At 71.6% G+C, this 15964-nt stretch carries 16 protein-coding genes; 8 read left to right on the forward strand and 8 right to left on the reverse strand.

All coding sequences use genetic code 11. From position 1 onward, the window contains the following. Positions 1–23: 23 nt before the first annotated feature. Positions 24–200 (reverse strand): DUF1328 domain-containing protein, encoded by a 177-nt coding sequence (locus FV226_RS05190; RefSeq protein ID WP_003599466.1) that lies wholly within the window; start codon positions 198–200, stop codon positions 24–26. Between the two features lie 276 nt (positions 201–476). On the opposite strand from FV226_RS05190, the gene FV226_RS27875 reads away from it, so the two are divergent. The 3 genes from FV226_RS27875 to FV226_RS05200 all read left to right on the forward strand — a co-directional run bounded on the left by FV226_RS27875 (position 477) and on the right by FV226_RS05200 (position 3020). Then, a complete protein-coding gene (locus FV226_RS27875) occupies positions 477–644 on the forward strand; it encodes a hypothetical protein (RefSeq protein WP_187275180.1) in 168 nt (55 codons plus the stop codon). Between the two features lie 407 nt (positions 645–1051). Next, a complete protein-coding gene (locus tag FV226_RS05195) occupies positions 1052–1984 on the forward strand; it encodes a DUF2865 domain-containing protein (protein ID WP_187278705.1) in 933 nt (310 codons plus the stop codon). A 94-nt stretch (positions 1985–2078) separates the two neighbouring features. Continuing rightward, positions 2079–3020, forward strand: a complete 942-nt coding sequence (locus FV226_RS05200; protein WP_147753115.1) for an MBL fold metallo-hydrolase — start codon at positions 2079–2081, stop codon at positions 3018–3020. A 19-nt stretch (positions 3021–3039) separates the two neighbouring features. Here the strand turns inward: FV226_RS05200 and FV226_RS05205 are convergent, their stop codons facing one another. Then, a complete protein-coding gene (locus FV226_RS05205; RefSeq protein WP_147762050.1) occupies positions 3040–3819 on the reverse strand; it encodes a DUF1499 domain-containing protein in 780 nt (259 codons plus the stop codon). A gap of 98 nt (positions 3820–3917) precedes the next feature. On the opposite strand from FV226_RS05205, the gene FV226_RS05210 reads away from it, so the two are divergent. Continuing rightward, entirely contained in the window at positions 3918–4403 is a 486-nt protein-coding gene (locus FV226_RS05210; RefSeq protein WP_147762051.1) for a MarR family transcriptional regulator, read from the forward strand. Positions 4404–4529: 126 nt separating this feature from the next. Here FV226_RS05210 and FV226_RS05215 read toward each other — a convergent pair whose 3' ends face one another. After that, positions 4530–6497 carry an AsmA family protein gene (locus tag FV226_RS05215; protein WP_246691496.1) on the reverse strand — a complete coding sequence of 656 codons (1968 nt, stop codon included), beginning with the start codon at positions 6495–6497 and terminating at the stop codon, positions 4530–4532. 204 nt (positions 6498–6701) lie between these two features. Between FV226_RS05215 and FV226_RS05220 the strand changes: the two genes are divergently transcribed. Both FV226_RS05220 and FV226_RS05225 read left to right on the forward strand, forming a co-directional pair. Next, positions 6702–7439, forward strand: coding sequence for a CoA transferase subunit A (locus FV226_RS05220; RefSeq protein WP_147762052.1), 738 nt, complete (start codon positions 6702–6704; stop codon positions 7437–7439). Between the two features lie 22 nt (positions 7440–7461). After that, positions 7462–8121, forward strand: a complete 660-nt coding sequence (locus tag FV226_RS05225; RefSeq protein WP_147752225.1) for a 3-oxoacid CoA-transferase subunit B — start codon at positions 7462–7464, stop codon at positions 8119–8121. Positions 8122–8125: 4 nt separating this feature from the next. On the opposite strand, the gene FV226_RS05230 is transcribed toward FV226_RS05225, so the two are convergent. The 5 genes from FV226_RS05230 to FV226_RS05245 all read right to left on the reverse strand — a co-directional run bounded on the left by FV226_RS05230 (position 8126) and on the right by FV226_RS05245 (position 12727). After that, positions 8126–8923 carry an ABC transporter permease subunit gene (locus FV226_RS05230; protein WP_147762053.1) on the reverse strand — a complete coding sequence of 266 codons (798 nt, stop codon included), beginning with the start codon at positions 8921–8923 and terminating at the stop codon, positions 8126–8128. Further along, a complete protein-coding gene (locus tag FV226_RS05235) occupies positions 8920–9870 on the reverse strand; it encodes an ABC transporter permease subunit (RefSeq protein ID WP_246691497.1) in 951 nt (316 codons plus the stop codon). The genes FV226_RS05230 and FV226_RS05235 overlap by 4 nt, the downstream gene beginning before the upstream one ends. 794 nt (positions 9871–10664) lie before the next feature. Next, on the reverse strand, positions 10665–10793 hold the full coding sequence (locus FV226_RS28895) for a hypothetical protein (protein ID WP_281406021.1): 129 nt from the start codon (positions 10791–10793) through the stop codon (positions 10665–10667). A 154-nt stretch (positions 10794–10947) separates the two neighbouring features. Continuing rightward, the gene (locus tag FV226_RS05240; RefSeq protein WP_246691498.1) at positions 10948–12036 is read right to left on the reverse strand and encodes an ABC transporter ATP-binding protein; all 1089 of its coding nucleotides are present in this window, start codon (positions 12034–12036) and stop codon (positions 10948–10950) included. 4 nt (positions 12037–12040) lie between these two features. Further along, complete coding sequence (locus tag FV226_RS05245; RefSeq protein WP_147752229.1) at positions 12041–12727, reverse strand: Crp/Fnr family transcriptional regulator; 687 nt, start codon at positions 12725–12727, stop codon at positions 12041–12043. Between the two features lie 257 nt (positions 12728–12984). Here FV226_RS05245 and FV226_RS05250 point away from each other — a divergent pair, with 257 nt between their 5' ends. Together FV226_RS05250 and FV226_RS05255 are read left to right on the forward strand one after the other, a co-directional pair. Further along, a complete protein-coding gene (locus FV226_RS05250; RefSeq protein WP_348644086.1) occupies positions 12985–13929 on the forward strand; it encodes a UDP-3-O-acyl-N-acetylglucosamine deacetylase in 945 nt (314 codons plus the stop codon). Positions 13930–13984: 55 nt separating this feature from the next. Next, complete coding sequence (locus tag FV226_RS05255) at positions 13985–15850, forward strand: ABC-F family ATP-binding cassette domain-containing protein (protein ID WP_147762055.1); 1866 nt, start codon at positions 13985–13987, stop codon at positions 15848–15850. Positions 15851–15964: the final 114 nt, after the last annotated feature.

Genomic DNA, 15964 nt, shown 5'->3' on the forward strand with positions numbered 1-15964 from the left:
CAGTCTTCGTCACCCAGCGCGTGTCAGAGCGTCGGCGAACGGCCGCGCATCAAGCCGATCACGGCGGAGATGGCGAACAGGACGATCGCGACGAAGAACACCAGCTTCGCGGCTTCCATCGCCGTTCCGGCGATGCCGCCGAAACCGAGCAGAGCGGCCACGAGGGCCACGACGAGGAACGTAACGGCCCATCCGAGCATCTGCATTGTCCTTGAAAACATGGACGCGGGCTTGGCCGCGACCTTCTGACATCCCAAACGTCAAGTCGTTGTTTCGGTTCCGCGACTTCGAATGCCTGCACACACGAAAAATGAGAGTTGCGGCCCGGGTGCCGGTGATTCGCCGAATTCCTCGATCGACCCCTCGCGCCAGCGCGCATGTCACGCCATATTGTCGGAGTGGGCACGAGGCCGCAGCCGGAACGGATCGATCCGGCCCGGCGTTCCTCATCCCAGGTCCGAAACCAGAGAACAGCGATGAGAAACGCCTCCGCCCTCGTCCAGCGCCTCACGGATATCGTCAGCTCCGCCGCCGGAGCCGCCGCACGCGGCGTCGAGGAAGTGTTGGGCGCCCTGGTCCCGCAGCCGGAGGCGCGCCTCGTTCCGGTGCGCGTTCGGAGCAACGGACCGGTACGCCGGCCCTGATCGCACCCGAGCTCATCCTGGGTCTTTCTGCGAGCCGCCCTCCGGGGCGGCTTTTTCATGCGCTGTCCACCGGTTTTCCGTGACGGAGAAAGTTCGAGAGCCGTGCCATCCACCGCGCCGATCCCGCAAGGGTCGAGGACGACGAGCTGGGTCCAGCAAGTCGAAACGGCTGTAACCTTAACGCCGATCGCTGGTTCGACCGGCCTATTCCTGCTCCTGATCGCAGCGATGTTGTGATCAGCTCGGTTGTCTTACGCACTTGCCGCTCGGCATAACTGGTCTTTAAGTCGGCCCCGACCGCCCCGCCCTCGCCGGGCCGGCGTGCCGGACTGATTGGGATCTGACGAAGCATGGCGTTCTGGGCGCGGTGGAGTGCGTTTTACGGCTCCGGAGGAACGCGGCGGCAGATGATCGGCACTGCGGTTGCGGGTCTGATTCTCGGGCTCGGCAGCGTCACGATCGGCTCGAGCCTCGTGCAGGCGTCCGAGCGCGGCGGCTTGTTCGACTTCTTCCAAGAGCTGTTCGCGCCGGCCCTGCCGCAGCCCGCGCCTCAGGTGCACCGGCCCGGACGCTACGCCAACCTGCCCAACGGCCGCCGCCTCGGCGTTCCGCGTCCGCTCTACCACACGCCGCGTCCCGTGGCCGACCTTGCGCTCGGCCGGTCGCGCCGGGCGCGGGCACGGGCTCGCTCGGAACGTGCGGCACCGGTCACCGTGGCCGTCGCCTCCACCGGGCGGCGCACGGTCTGCGTGCGGATGTGCGACGGCTACCTCTTTCCCCTCGGCACCCTCGGAGCGCGGGCGGACATGCCGGTCCACGAGGCGGCCTGCGCCGCCGCCTGTCCTGGTGCGCCGACGAACGTCTACACCCTCGGCGCACGCGAAACCGAACTCGACCGCGCGATCAGCCCGCAGGGCCTGCCGTACCGTGCCTCGGCACTCGCCAACATATACCGCCAGCGTCGCGTGGAGAACTGCTCCTGCCAGGCCGCGCCCGGCACTACCCCGCTGCCGGTCGCCAACGACTTGACGCTGCGCAAGGGCGACGTCGTCGCCACCCATGACAGCGCCGACGTGGTGACGCGCAGCCGTTCGGGCTCGGTCGCCCTCGTCGACTTTCGGCAAGCCGCGATCACGCGCGGCCAGAGCCGGCGGATCGAGGCCAAGGTCGGCGCGATCCGGCGTGACGCCGAAGCGCGCGCCTTTCGCAGGACGCTGCGCACCGCCGAGCGGGCGAGCCTCGTGCAGGTCGCCTCCGTCGGCGATGGCTTCCGCATCCCGGCCCGCGCCGTCGGCGCCCAGGACGAGATCCGCGTGGTCACGCCCTCCCCGTTCCGGTGACGGCGCGCCGCGATCGTGTACCGTCCCGCGCTCGATTGTCCACGGTGCCGCGATCGCGTAGCCCCGGGTCGTTCGGGAGCGACAGGGGCCTACGATGGCGGAGACGAATGAGGGCGGTGACGCGCCGGACTTCGAGACGGCGATGCCCGCGAATGGCCGCCTGGAGACGCTGAGCCCACTGGTCCGCCGTCGCGTTGCGCCCAATGGCGGTCCGTTCACGGCGAGCGGCACCTGCACCTACGTCGTCGGGCATGGGCAGGTCGCGGTGATCGATCCGGGGCCGGAGGATGCCGGCCACGTCGACGCGGTGCTGGCCGACCTCGGGTCCGAGACGGTCTCCGCGATCGTCGTTACCCATACCCATCGCGACCATTCGCCGGGCGCACGCCTGCTTCAGGCGCGCACCGGCGCGCCGATCGTCGGCTGCCTGCCGCACCGGGCGGCGCGCCCGCTCGCCGAGGGCGAGGTCGGCCATCTCGACGCCGCCGCCGACCGCGACCACGTCCCCGACCGGCCGATGCACGAGGGCGACACGCTCGACGGGTCGGGCTGGACGCTGGTCGCCGTCGAGACGCCGGGGCACACCATGAACCACCTCGCCTTCGCCCTGCCGGAGGAGGTGGCTCTGTTCTCCGGCGACCACGTGATGGCGTGGTCGACCAGCATCGTCGCGCCGCCCGACGGCTCGATGCGCGCCTACATGGATTCCCTCGACAAGCTCCGGGGCCGCGACGAAACCGTGTACTGGCCGGGACACGGGGGGCCGGTGCGCAACCCCCGTCGGTTCGTCCGGGGGCTCGCCAACCACCGCCGCCACCGCGAGGCCTCGATCCGTGCGCGGATCACTGCTGGCGACGACACGATCCCGGCGATCGTCACCGCTACCTACCAGAGCCTCGATCCGCGCCTGCGCGGCGCGGCGGCGCTGTCGGTCTTCGCCCACCTCGAGGACCTCGTCGCGCGCGGGCTCGTGGCCACGGACGGCCCGCCGCGGCTCGACGGCGTCTTCCGGCCGGTCACTCCGGCAGTCGGCTGAGGCGCCGGGCCGCAGGCCGCTACTTCACCGCGAGCGCGAGGTTTGCGACCTCGTCGAGATAGGCTCGGATGCGGTCGGCGTTGACGCCGAGGTCGCTGGTGCCGAGCCGCGAGGCGGAGCGGACGTCGATGCGAGCGCCGTCGGCGCGCGGCCGGACGCGGATGGTGACGTCGTCGGGTAGGTTGAGGATGAGGCTGCGCGAGACGGCCTCGATCCGGCCGTTTCCGACCCGCCCGCCGGGGCGTATCGCCTCGACGATCTGCCACTTGCGGTTCACGGCGGCTTTACGCGCCAGCTCGAACGCCTCGTCGGCGCCGATGTCTAGGGTCAGCGGCGCGATCTGCGGGTAGGCGGCGCGCTGCTTCTCGCGGGCCTGCGGACCGGGATCGGGCGGATAGCCTCCGTTGCGGGCGGCGAAGGCGGCGCGCGAGCGCGAGAAGGCTGGCGGGTTGTCGATGTCGGTGGTCACATCGGTCAGCGCGGGCAGCCGGAATCCGCGGAGCGCCGCGTAGGCCGGGTAGGCCAGGACCAGCATGGCGAGGACGAGGCCGCCGATCGCGGCGCCGAGGCCGCGGGCGCCCTCCCGCCAGATCCGGACGAAGGCGTACGCGGCGAGCGCCACGGCCACCAGTGCCACGCAAAGGCCGGCGGCGAGGGTCGCCAGTGCCGGCCCGGCCTCGGTGCGGGGATCGCGCACCAGCACGATCGCGATCCCGGAGACCACGAGCGAGAACAGGGCGGTCCACCGTGCGAGCGGGCCGGCGCGGGTGACGGGTTCCTCGACGAGAAGGCGGCGCATGGCTCGTGTGGGGTTGCAGGGGATGCGAAGGTTATACCGGCCAGGGCTTAGCTGCGCCACTCGCGGGGACCGCCCGGTCTGCTATAGCCTCGTGCGCGATGCCGCGTTCCCTCCCCGCCCCCGATCCGGACCCCGTAGACGCCGCGGACCCCCTGCGCGTCTGGTTCCGCTTCATCCGTCTGAACCGGCGCGTGACCGCGGCGATGAGCGCGCGGCTGCGCGGCCTCGGCCTGTCGATCCCACAATTCGATGTGCTCTCCACATTGACCGAGCGCGAGGGCCTGACCCAGCAGGATCTCGCGGCCCGGCTCTACGTGACGAAGGGCAACGTCTCCGGCCTGATCGACCGCCTGGTCGAGGCTGGGCTCGTCGAGCGGCGGCCGATCCCCGGCGACCGGCGCTCGCACGCGCTCCACCTCACGCCGGCCGGGGCCGACCTCGCCGCGCAGGGGCTGGCGGCGCAGGCGGCCTATGTCGGGCAGACGCTGGGACGGCTCGGCGATGACGACCTCGCGGCTTTCGAGGCCTTGGTGCTGCGCTGGCGGGCGCTGGCCCGGGCTGAAGCCGAAAACCCGGCCGACTGATACGGATTCCGCTTGATCAAAGCGGAGGCCGTATCAGGCAAGCCCGCGCGGAGCCTGAGCGAAGCCTAAATCCGCCATCCCGAAGGGATCAACCGGATTTGGTATGACTCGGCCGGGCTCGGCGGATTAGGGTGCGTAGGCGCGCGCGGTGCCCGGGATCACGACCGAGGTCGGCACGTGCAGCGACGCCGGCCCTTCGTCGCGCCGCTCCGGCTCGGCCGCCTTCTGCGCGGCCCGGACGCGCACGGCATCCCACGGGCCGACGATCTCGAAGGCGAGCCCCGGGCGGCCGGGGTCGCCGCCGGCCTTCGGGCCGAGCTCCGCCCGGGCGCTGACGCTGCGCGCGGGGAGCGAGATCTGCCCGCGCAGGATGCCGGTGAGGCTCGCGGTCTTCAAAGTGCCCTCGCCAATCTCGCCGATGCCGTCGGCGAAGCGCAGGGCGATCGCGGCGCGCTCGAACGGCGTGCGGCCGTTGCGGCGGGCGAGCGCTCCGGGCGCGATCGCCCCGTTGCGGTGCAGGACGTCGACGAGGTCGATCCCGGCCAGCACGCCGCCGTCGATGGTGAAGCCCGCCCGCCCGGCGACGTGCGCCGCGAGGTCCGCGGTGTCGCGCCCGCTGCTCTCCAGGGTGAACTGGCCTTGCGTGCCGCCGAGCACCCAGCGCGCCTCCCCGAGGTCGAGGAGGAGCGATCCGAGGTCGAGCCGGTCGAACGCGCCCTGCGCCTTCACCTCGGTCTCGCCGCCGTCTGCGCCGGCGGCCGAGAGGGCGACCCGGCCCTTCAGGGTCGCGCCCTGCAGCCCGGCGCGGTTGAGCGCGACCTCGATCGAGCCCGGCCGCACCAGCACGCTCGCGGCGAGGTCGCTGAGGAGGACCGGGCCAATTCGGCTCTCGGCGGCCGAGATGCGCAGGTCGAGGTCGCCGCCGGTGAGCGGCGCCAGGGCCACCGGCCGGGCCGGCTCCGCGGTGCCGTCATCCGCCGGAGCGGTGCCGAAGACCTGCATCAGCCCGCCGAGCAGGGGCGCGAGGTTGAGGCTGTCGGCGGCGAGCGTGGCCTGGACCGCGGTGCGGGCCTCGCCGAAGCTCATCGAGCCCGCGCCTTCGAGCACGTCGTCGCCGAGGGTCGCGCGCAGGCTCGAGAACGACAGGGTCCGGCCGGCGGTCTCGAAGCGGCCGTCGAGCACGAGGGTCCGGATGAAGGGCGCCAGCGCCACGTCGCCGCCGATCCAGGCCATCGTCTCGGACAACGAGCGCGTCTCGACCCGTCCCCGCCCCTGCATCGCGAAGCCGCCCGCGGTGGTGGCGGTGCCGTCGGCCGACAGGCTCCCCGTGGGCCACGCGGCGTTCAGGGCGAAGGGCGACGCGGCTCCGGCCAGGAGGTCGCCCGCGCGCAGGCCGACGACCGCCACGCTGGTGCGCGCGCCGCGCCAGGTCAGGGTCGCGGCCGCGTCGAGGCTGGCGCTCCAGATCGGCCAGGCGAGGGTCAGGTCGACCGCCTGCGCGCCGGCTCCCGGATTCGCGGAATCGAGGGTGGTGCCGCTCAAGGTGATCCGGCGCGGATGGTTGGTGCCGCCTTGGGCTAGGCGCGCGCCGATGCGGCGGGCGGGCTCGGCCCAGCGCGGGTCGTCGGCGCCGTCGGGCATGTGGATGGTGGCGCCGCCCAGCGCGACCGAGCCGAGGTCGGCCTGGCCCGAGAGCAGGGCGAGCGGATTGAGGTCGAGGTCGAGGCTGCCGCCCTCGATCAGGGCAGGTCCGCCGGCCTGCGCCCCGGTGATCCGGGTGCGGGTGAAGCTCAGGCGCGGAAGCGGGAGTAGCGTCATCGTCGTCGCGCCCTCCGCGGTGAGCGCGAGGCCGAACTCGCGCAGGCCGCGGCTGACGAAGGCCGCCGCCGTCGGGGTGCCGACCGGCCAGGGCAGGGTCGCCAAGCCCGCCACGAGGGCGGCCACCGACGCGAGGCCGACGGCGATGAGGAGGCGGCGCGGCGACATTGCACTCCGGGCGGGCACGTCGCGGGCCTGCCGAGGGGCGGCGTAGGCGCGACGGGGGACGACGAACGCGTCCTTAGATGTTTCAGGCTCCCCCCAGCCGTCCTGCATCGGACCGTTCGGGTGATTCCCTTAAAGCCTTCGATCGGCTTTGTCTGCCCGCGGCGCCCGGCCGTCCCCGCCGCCTTCGAACGCATGCCGGCGCTTTGATTCCCGGCACCGGGCGCCTTTACCGGCGCGTCGGAATCGGAGACAGCTTTCGCGGAAACGATTGTCGGCGCCGTCGCGCGCGGGCCTTGATAGGGTTCAACGTCCATGAAGAAGGTCTATGCGGATCCGACGACGGCGCTCGCGGGGCTGCTGAAGAACGACATGATGGTGATGTGCGGCGGCTTCGGCCTCTGCGGCATCCCCGACGAACTGATCGAGGCGGTGCGCGAATCGGGCGTGAAGGGCCTGACCATCGTCTCGAACAACGCCGGCATCGACGGCGTCGGCCTCGGCAAGCTGCTCGACACGCGGCAGGTCTCCAAGATGATCTCGTCCTATGTCGGCGAGAACAAGGAGTTCGCCCGGCAGTATCTCGGCGGCGAACTCGAGATCGAGTTCAACCCGCAGGGGACGCTCGCCGAGCGCATCCGCGCGGGCGGAGCCGGCATCCCGGCCTTCTTCACCAAGACCGGCGTCGGCACCAAGGTCGCCGAGGGCAAGGACGTGCGCGAGTTCGACGGCGAGCACTTCGTGATGGAGCGCGGCCTGTTCGCGGACCTCGCGCTCATCCACGCCCACACCGGCGACACCGAGGGCAACCTCCGCTACCGGAAGACCGCCCGGAACTTCAACCCGATGATGGCCACCGCCGCGACCATGACGGTGGCGCAGGTCGAGCACCTGGTGAAGCCCGGCGAGATCGACGCCGACGACATCCACACGCCCGGCATCTTCGTGAAGCGCATCATCCACGTGCCGGGACGCGAGAAGCGGATCGAGCAGCGCACGGTGCGCAAGCGCGCCGAAGCCGCGCCCGCGGCGGCCGGCGGCGGCCAGATCTGATCAGGCAAGAGGGAACACGAAAATGGCCTGGACCCGCGAACAGATGGCGGCACGTGCCGCGAAGGAGCTGGAGGACGGCTTCTACGTCAACCTCGGGATCGGCATCCCGACCCTGGTTTCCAACTACATCCCCGACGGGATGTCGGTTCAGCTACAGTCGGAGAACGGCATGCTCGGCATGGGCCCGTTCCCGCTCGAAGGCGAGGAAGACGCCGACCTGATCAACGCCGGCAAGCAGACGATCACGGCGCTGCCGACGACGAGCTACTTCTCCTCGTCCGATTCTTTCGGGATGATCCGCGGCGGGCACATCAACCTGTCGATCCTCGGCGCCATGCAGGTGGCCGGGAACGGCGACCTCGCCAACTGGATGATCCCCGGCAAGATGGTGAAGGGCATGGGCGGCGCCATGGACCTCGTGGCCGGCGTCAAGCGCGTCGTCGTCGTCATGGAACACGTGGCGAAGAACAAGGACGGCACCGAGAGCCCCAAGCTGCTCAAGGAATGCGACCTGCCGCTCACCGGCACGCACGTGGTCGACCTCGTCATCACCGATCTCGGCGTGTTCACGATCGACAAGCACGGCGACGGCGGGATGCGGCTGATCGAGCTCGCGGACGGCGTCACCGAGGACGAGATCCGCGGCAAGACCGAGGCGGCCTACACGGTGGGGCTCGCCTGAGGTTCTACGACGTGGCTCGGCCGCCCCGCCGGGCGCCGAGCCACGTCGCGGCGCCGACCACGAGGCCGACCGCGGCGATCAGGAGCGTCGAGGCGGCGTTGATCTCCGGGTTCACCCCGAGGCGGACCTGGCTGTAGAGCCGCATCGGCAGGGTGGTCGCGCCCGGCCCGGAGACGAAGCTCGCGACAACGAGGTCGTCGAGCGACAGGGTGAAGGCGAGCAGGAACCCGGCGGCGATGCCGGGGGCCAGGAGCGGCAGCGTCACCGTCGCGAAGACCCGGAACGGCCCGGCCCCGAGGTCGGCCGCGGCCTCCTCCAGGTCGCGGTCGAGCCCGCGCAGGCGCGCGGCGACGACCACCGCGACGAAGCCGGTGCCCAGCGTCGCGTGGGCGACGACGATCGCCCCCATCCCGCGGTCGAGCCCGATTCCGACGAAGAGCAGCAGCAGCGACAGGCCGGTGATCACCTCCGGCATCACCATCGGCGCGGTGACGAGGCCGGTGAACAGCGTCCGCCCGCGGAAGCGGCCGTGGCGGGCGAGCGCGAGGGCGGCGAGCGTGCCGAGCGCGGTGGCGATTGCGGCCGACAGGGTCGCGACCCGCAGCGACATCCAGGCGGATTCGAGCAACGGCCCGTCTGCGAGCAGCACACCGTACCACCGGGTCGAGAACCCGCCCCACACCGTGACCAGCGCCGACGCGTTGAACGAGTAGGCGACGAGCACCAGGATCGGCGCGTAGAGGAAGCCGAACCCTGAGATCAGCACGGCACGGATCAGGACGGATCGGGTCAGCACGCTCATGATGCGCCCTCTCTGCCCGGGATCTCTCTGCCCGAGCCCTCGCCGCTCGCGGCCTCGGCGGCGGCGTCGCGGAACAGCACCACCGGGCCGACCACGAGGACGACCAGCAGGATCGCCACCGCCGAGGCGAGCGGCCAATCGCGGTTGGAGAAGAACTCGCTCCACAGCACGCGCCCGAGCATCAGCGTCTCGGAGCCGCCGAGCAGGTCCGGGATCACGAACTCGCCGACCATGGGGATGAAGCAGAGCGCTCCGCCGGCCAGCAGGCCGGGGAGCGCGAGGGGCAGCGTCACCGTCCGGAACACCCGGGTCGGCGAGGCGCCGAGGTCGGCGGCCGCCTCGCGCAAAGCCGGATCGAGGCGGCTCAGCACGGCGTAGAGCGGCAGCACCATGAACGGCAGGTAGGCGTAGACGAGGCCGATGAGCACTGCGACGGGGGTATTCAGGATTTCTAGCGGCTGTCCGATCAGCCCCAGGCGCATCAGCCCGAGGTTGAGCAGGCCTTCCGGCTTCAGGATCGCGATCCAGGCGTAGACCCGGATCAGGAAGCTCGTCCAGAACGGCACCACGACGAGGGCGACGAGCAGCGGCTGACGCCCCGCCGGGCTCCGGGCGATGGCGTAGGCGAGCGGGGTGGCGATGCCCGCCAGGATGATCGTCGCCGCCAGCGCGTAGGCCACCGAGGCCAGGGCCGCGTCGCGATAGAGCGCGTCGGTGGCAAGCGTGACGTAGTTCTCGACGTTCAAGGCCTGGAGGAAGTCCGACCAATCCCCCGCCCCGCCCCGCCAGTCGAGCACCGGCAGGTACGGCGGCATCGCGGTGGCCGGCTCCGACAGGCTGATCTTCAAGGTGATGACGAACGGCACCAGGAAGAACGCGCCGAGCCAGAGCCAGACCGGCAGGCGAAGCAGGGCCTGTAGGCTTCGCGCGCGCGACAGGGGGATCATTTCGAGAACCTCACCCGAACCACAATCTCCGATGCGACGACGTTCATACATTGCACATGCGAAGCCGCCACGCGTTCCCTCCCCACGCAAAGAAGGGAGGATGATGCGCGTCGTGGTCGCGACACACCAAAACCACCCCGCGCGAACAAAAGTCCGCCGGCGGCATGGCCCGACCCTCACGAAACAGGAGACGCGGGACGCCGCGGAACCCTGTGATGATGCGCGTTTAGCCGGTTCCCCGGCGTCCCGCGGAGCCGGGCCCGGAACGCGGGCGTCGGCGCCGATTTGGCGTCGCGGCTGGTTCGATCGTAGCCACACAACGCGGGGCAGGAGGCGTAAAACCTCGAACGCCTGTCGCGCGTCCGCGTCCGCGTGAGCGGTCGGTCGCGCCTAAGCCTTCCCGCGCGAGCACGAGCCCAGACCCGCTAGGCGGGTCCGGTCACTCCGGGCCACGGCATGCGGGTGAACCCGCCGCTCTGTGTCCCTGCCCCACGATGCCCGCGCCGCCGGCTGACCGACCGACGACCCGGGAGCCGCCACGCTGCCGACCGCCCCGTCGATCACCGGGCCGGCTCCTGACGGCGGCACCGGGACGAAACGCAGCCCCGGCGCCGTGCAGCGCGTGATGGGGTTATAGGCATGTTGTAGGAATTTTGTCAAGATCGTCCCGAGCCCGCCCCGATTTGGGCCGTTCCTGCATGCGATGATGAGCGACCGTCTGTTGGGTCAAGCAGGGACGGGGCGGTTTTGTCGGATGTCTCGGACTTGTGCGTCGAGCCGAGGTCGTCGTCCTTTCACCCGGCCAGTCGTCGCTTGGTGTGCACAGGGGCCTTCTTCTCGTCGCGGCCGACGACGTCGAGGGCGAGACGGCGCAGGAGGGCGAGGTCCCGAGCCGTCGTGGACAAGTCCTGCACTGCACGCATCAACCCCCGATTGGCTTCCACCAGGCGTCGACGCACCACCCTCACCGCAGCGAGGGCTGGAAAAGCCATGTGCGATCGCTCTGCCCGCTTCAGGGGGAAGGCGGGTCGTCGTCGGAGATAGGCATGACGACGATCGTAGGGATCGCCGGTCCTCTCATGCCGGCAGGATCGTCGCGGCGTCGGGGGCGAAGCGGATCGCGACCGCTTCGCCCACGGCCGGTGCCCCCTCGCCCGGCGCGGCGGTCGCGCGCAGGAGGGTGCCGTCGGCGAGGCGGAGGACGCGGCGGATGCGATCGCCGAGAAAGGTCTCCTCGATCAGCGTCGCGGGCGCGCCCTCCCCGCCGAGGCGCAAATCTTTGGGGCGCAGATCTTTCGGGCGCAGATCTTCGGGGCGGACTGCCAGGACGACGGCGGCGCCGGCCGCGAGCGGCGCCTCGGGTGCGCGCCCGAGCCAGGTCCCGAATGCGGTCTCGACGGCGCGGTGCGGGCCGGGCGCGTCCGCCCCGAGGCGGCCGGGGATCAGGTTCACGTCGCCGAGCAGGCCCGCGACGAAGCGCGTGGCCGGCCGGCGGTAGAGGTCGGCGGGGCGCCCCACCTGAACGAGCCGGCCGCGATCCATCACGCCGACGCGGTCGGCGAGGGTCATCGCCTCGGCGGGGTCGTGGGTGACGACGACGAAGGCGGTGCCGAGCCGGCGCTGCAGGGCGCGCAGCTCCCCTTGCGTCTCCTCGCGCAAGCTCCGGTCGAGGGCCGCCATCGGCTCGTCCAGGAGCAGCACCCGCGGCTCGCGGGCGAGGGCGCGAGCGAGCGCCACCCGCTGGCGCTGGCCGCCCGAGAGCGTCGCCGGGGCGCGGTCGGCATAGCCGTCGAGGCGCACGAGGCGAAGCAGCGCCGCGACCCGCTCGGTCGTCGCCGCGCGGCCGTGGGCGAGGCCCTTCAGCCCGTAGGCGACGTTGCGCCCGACGCTCATGTGCGGGAACAGCGCATAGGACTGGAACATCATGTTCACCGGCCGGCGATGGGCCGGCAGCGCGGTAAGGTCCTCGTCCCCGAGGCGGATCGCGCCCGAATCCGGAGCCTCGAACCCGGCGACGAGGCGGAGCAACGTGCTCTTGCCGCAGCCCGAGGGGCCGAGCAGGCAGAAGAACTCGGACGCCGCCAGGTCGAGGGACACGGCGTCGACCGCGATCCCGCTCCCGAACCGCTTGGTCAGGGTCTCCAGTCGCAGCAGCGGCGCGGGCAAGGCCTCAGCTGTCCTCGCGCAGGGCCTCGGCGACCCGGGCCTCCAGCAAGTCCGGCCGGCGGATCACCAGGGCGCCGCGGGTGCGGTCGACGAGGCCTTCGGCGGCCATCACCGTGAACTCGCGGGTCACCTGCTCGCGGCGGCAGCCGATGCGGGCTGCGAGCACGTGGTGGTAGGGCGGCGGCGTCACCACCCGCTCGTCGCCCCCGCCCGCCCGCGGCACCGAGAGCCGCAGCAGCTCGGCGTAGAGCCGGTGGCGCAGGTCGAGCAGCGCGTGCTCCATCAGGCGGGTGTTCAGCTCGCGCACGCGCTTGGTCAGGAGACGGAACAGCCGGTCGGCGATGGGCTCGGAGGCGAACACCATCTGGCGGAACACCGAGGCCGGGACGACGCAGAGCTCGCCGCGGGTGAGCGCCGTGACGTTGGCCGAGCGGCCGACGCCGTCCAGCGCCGACAGCTCGCCGAAGAACGCGCCGCCGCGCATCTCGCCCAGGATCACTTCCTTGCCGGATTGCGTGCGGTTGAGGATCCGGACCTCGCCGGTGGCCAGGAAGTACACGTCGGTAGACACGTCGTCGAAGTCGACCAACACCTCGTTCTCGTCGAAGCGGCGCCAGTGGCAGCGCGTCTCGAAGGGCGCGAGCTCGATGCCCGGCTCCTTGAAGAACGGAATGGTGGAGAGCCGCGCCATCGAAAACCGGTCCCTTCGCGATGCGCCGGGACCGTCGCGCCGCGGACCGTCTAGAAGTCCGCGCAGCCGACCCGGAGCGTCGCGTCGTCGAATGTGTTGCAAGATCGTGACGACCGGGTCGTCACCGGTCAAGCCGACGGCGGCCGATGAGGGTGGATGGTGCCGCCCTAGACGGCACGAGGCCGTGATTTCCTGACCCTGCCGGATGACTTTAGGTATAAAGCCCGCACGGCCTGCGAGGGTGCCCGGAACCCGGAATGCAGCGTCAGCCGCCCCCCGACCCGATGCCTCCAGCCTTTCCCTCCGAACGATCCGCGCCGGACCTCTTCTCGACGTCGGCCGGCCCCTTCCGCGCGACGCTCGGCGCCGCGTTCTCCCTGTCGGGACATGGGCTCCACACCGGGCGCCGCGCCACCGTCCGCGTCGGCCCTGCGCCGCCCGGCCACGGCGTCGTCTTCCGCCGAACGCTGCGCGACGGCCGCACGGTCGACGTGCCGGCCTCGTGGTCGCTGCGCGAGCGCCAGCCGCTGTGCACCGCGTTGCGGTCCCCGGAGGGACCGCTGATCCGCACCGTCGAGCACCTGCTCGCCGCGCTCTCGGCCGAGGGCGTCGACGAGGCGCTCGTCGAGATCGACGCCGAGGAGCTGCCGATCTTCGACGGCAGCGCCGTGCCCTGGTGCCGCGCGATCCGTGCCGCGGGGCGGATCGAGAACGGCGCGCCGCGCCGGACGATCCGGGTGCTGCGCACGGTCCAGGTGGAGGATGGCCGGCGCACCTTGCGGATCGAGCCGCATGACGGGCTCCACGTCTCAGCCCACCTCGCGTTGGCGCATTTCGGCCCGCTCGACTGGTCCGGGACGATCACGCCGGACGTGTTCCTGTCCGAGATCGCGCCGGCGCGGAGCTTCGGCCGCTATTGGCGCGCCATGCTCGGGCGCGCCTACGGCTTCGTCACGCGAAAACCCTTCCTGCAGGGCTGCGGCGTCCGCTCGGCGGCGATGATCGTGCGCGGGCGCATCCTCGGCGGGATGCGGGTGGCCGACGAGCCTGTCCGCCACCGCGTCCTCGACCTCGTCGGCGACCTCGCGCTCGCCGGTCACCCGATCCGCGGGCGGCTGATCGCGGCCCATACCGGGCACGAGCTCAACCACGCCCTGGTGGCCCGGCTGATGGCCGAGCCCGACGCCTGGGAGCTGGTCTGAGCGTTCGCTGCCCTCCGGCGCTTGCCACGGGGCGCCGGCCTCGCCAGAACGCCCCATGCTCCGCGTCAACGACCTCACCCTCCGCATCGGCGAGCGCCTGATCCTCGACGGCGCGAGCTTCTCCATCCCCGACCGCGCCCGCGTCGGCCTCGTCGGCCGCAACGGCGCCGGCAAGACCACGCTGTTCAAGGCGATCCTCGGCGAGTGGCCGGTGGATGCGAGCGCGGTCTCGATGCCCAGGGGCATGCGCATCGGCGCGGTGGCGCAGGAGGCGCCGGCCGGCCCCGAGACTCTGCACGCCGTCGTCCTCGCCGCCGACACCGAGCGGGCGCGGCTGATGGCCGAGGCGGAAGGCGCCGACGGCCTGCGCCGCGCCGAGATCGAGACGCGGCTCGTGGACATCGGCGCGCATTCGGCGCCGGCCCGCGCGGCGGCGATCCTGCACGGCCTCGGATTCGACGCGGCCGCGCAGGGGCGCCCGTGCTCGGACTTCTCCGGCGGCTGGCGGATGCGCGTGGCTTTGGCCGCGGTGCTGTTCTCCGAGCCAGACCTGCTGCTGCTCGACGAGCCGACCAACTACCTCGACATCGAGGGCACGATCTGGCTCTACGACTACCTCGAACGCTATCCGCGCACCGCGATCATCATCTCCCACGACCGCGACCTGCTCGATGAGAGCGTCGACCACATCCTCCATCTCGACCGCGGCAAGCTGACGATCTACCGCGGCGGCTACACCTCCTTCGCCAAGCAGCTTTCCGAGAAGCGCATGCTGCAGGCCAAGGCCAAGGTGAAGCAGGATGCCGAGCGGGCGCACCTGCAGAGCTTCATCGACCGGTTCAAGGCCAAGGCGACCAAGGCGCGCCAGGCCCAGTCGCGCGTGAAGAAGCTTGCCAAGATGGTGCCGATCGCCGGGCTGATCGAGGACGACGTGCCGGTCATCCACCTGCCGAGCCCGGAAAAGCCGCTCTCGCCGCCGATCGTCGCGATGGAGCGGGTCGCCGCCGGCTACCCCGACCGCATCGTGCTCTCCGGACTGAACCTCAGCCTCGCCCCGGACGACCGCGTCGCGCTGCTCGGGGCCAACGGCAACGGCAAGTCGACCTTCTGCAAGCTGATCGGCGGCCGCCTCGATGCCCTGTCGGGCGAGCTTCGCCGCTCCTCGAAGATGAAGGTCGCGTACTTCGCGCAGCACCAGCTCGACGAGCTGCGCCCGGCCGAGAACGCGGTGGCGCACCTGCGCACGCTGATGCCGGACGCGCCCGAGGCGCGGGTGCGCGCCGCCACCGCCCGGCTCGGGTTTCCCGCCAACAAGGCGGACACGCCGGTGTCGCAGCTTTCGGGCGGCGAGAAGGCCCGCCTGCTGATGGGGCTCGCGGCCTTCGAAGGGCCGCACCTGCTGATCCTCGACGAGCCGACCAACCACCTCGACATCGAGAGCCGGCAGGCGCTGGTCGAGGCGATCAACGACTACGAGGGCGCCGTCATCCTCGTCAGCCACGACCGCTTCCTGGTCGAGGCCTGCGCCGACCGCCTCTGGCTCGTCACCGACGGCTCGGTGAAGGCCTTCGACGGCGACATGGACGACTATCGCCGCCTGGTGCTCGCCGGCCCCGAGCGCGACACCGCCCGCGACGAGGACGCGTCCGGCGGCAAGCAGGCCGAGGCCCGCCGCTCGGCGGTCGAGCGCCGCGCCGCCCTCGCGCCGTTGCGCAAGCGCCTCGAAGGCCTCGAGGCGCGCATGGAGAAGCTCACCGCCGCCATCGCCAAGATCGACGCGGCGTTGGGCGACGGCACCGCCTTCCTCCAGAACGCCGCCAAGGCCGGCGAGATCGCGAAGATGCGGGCGGATGCCGTGGCCGCGCTCGGGGTCGCCGAGGAGGAGTGGCTGACGGTGAGCGGGGAGATCGAGGCGGCGTGAGACACCACCGCGCTAGAATTCGGCTCAGCCCGCGATCGATCCCGCTCCCGCCGAGGCGCTTTCAGCCTGCGTACAGGCGCGGGCGGCGATGGAACCGCGACGCTCCGAGACACG

It is taken from the genome of Methylobacterium sp. WL12 (assembly GCF_008039475.1).
Classification (GTDB): Bacteria; Pseudomonadota; Alphaproteobacteria; order Rhizobiales; family Beijerinckiaceae; genus Methylobacterium; species Methylobacterium cerastii.

Excerpts from the sequence above, each read along its gene's own strand:
- FV226_RS05230 (WP_147762053.1), bottom strand. The coding sequence starts at position 8,923 with ATGAGCGTGCTGACCCGATCCGTCCTGATCCGTGCCGTGCTGATCTCA.
- FV226_RS05255 (WP_147762055.1), top strand. The coding sequence starts at position 13,985 with ATGCTCCGCGTCAACGACCTCACCCTCCGCATCGGCGAGCGCCTGATC.
- FV226_RS05250 (WP_348644086.1), top strand. The coding sequence starts at position 12,985 with ATGCAGCGTCAGCCGCCCCCCGACCCGATGCCTCCAGCCTTTCCCTCC.
- FV226_RS05210 (WP_147762051.1), top strand. The coding sequence starts at position 3,918 with ATGCCGCGTTCCCTCCCCGCCCCCGATCCGGACCCCGTAGACGCCGCG.
- FV226_RS05225 (WP_147752225.1), top strand. The coding sequence starts at position 7,462 with ATGGCCTGGACCCGCGAACAGATGGCGGCACGTGCCGCGAAGGAGCTG.
- FV226_RS05220 (WP_147762052.1), top strand. The coding sequence starts at position 6,702 with ATGAAGAAGGTCTATGCGGATCCGACGACGGCGCTCGCGGGGCTGCTG.
- FV226_RS28895 (WP_281406021.1), bottom strand. The coding sequence starts at position 10,793 with ATGCGTGCAGTGCAGGACTTGTCCACGACGGCTCGGGACCTCGCCCTC.
- FV226_RS05190 (WP_003599466.1), bottom strand. The coding sequence starts at position 200 with ATGCTCGGATGGGCCGTTACGTTCCTCGTCGTGGCCCTCGTGGCCGCT.
- FV226_RS05200 (WP_147753115.1), top strand. The coding sequence starts at position 2,079 with ATGGCGGAGACGAATGAGGGCGGTGACGCGCCGGACTTCGAGACGGCG.
- FV226_RS27875 (WP_187275180.1), top strand. The coding sequence starts at position 477 with ATGAGAAACGCCTCCGCCCTCGTCCAGCGCCTCACGGATATCGTCAGC.
- FV226_RS05235 (WP_246691497.1), bottom strand. The coding sequence starts at position 9,870 with ATGATCCCCCTGTCGCGCGCGCGAAGCCTACAGGCCCTGCTTCGCCTG.
- FV226_RS05205 (WP_147762050.1), bottom strand. The coding sequence starts at position 3,819 with ATGCGCCGCCTTCTCGTCGAGGAACCCGTCACCCGCGCCGGCCCGCTC.
- FV226_RS05195 (WP_187278705.1), top strand. The coding sequence starts at position 1,052 with ATGATCGGCACTGCGGTTGCGGGTCTGATTCTCGGGCTCGGCAGCGTC.
- FV226_RS05215 (WP_246691496.1), bottom strand. The coding sequence starts at position 6,497 with ATGCAGGACGGCTGGGGGGAGCCTGAAACATCTAAGGACGCGTTCGTC.
- FV226_RS05245 (WP_147752229.1), bottom strand. The coding sequence starts at position 12,727 with ATGGCGCGGCTCTCCACCATTCCGTTCTTCAAGGAGCCGGGCATCGAG.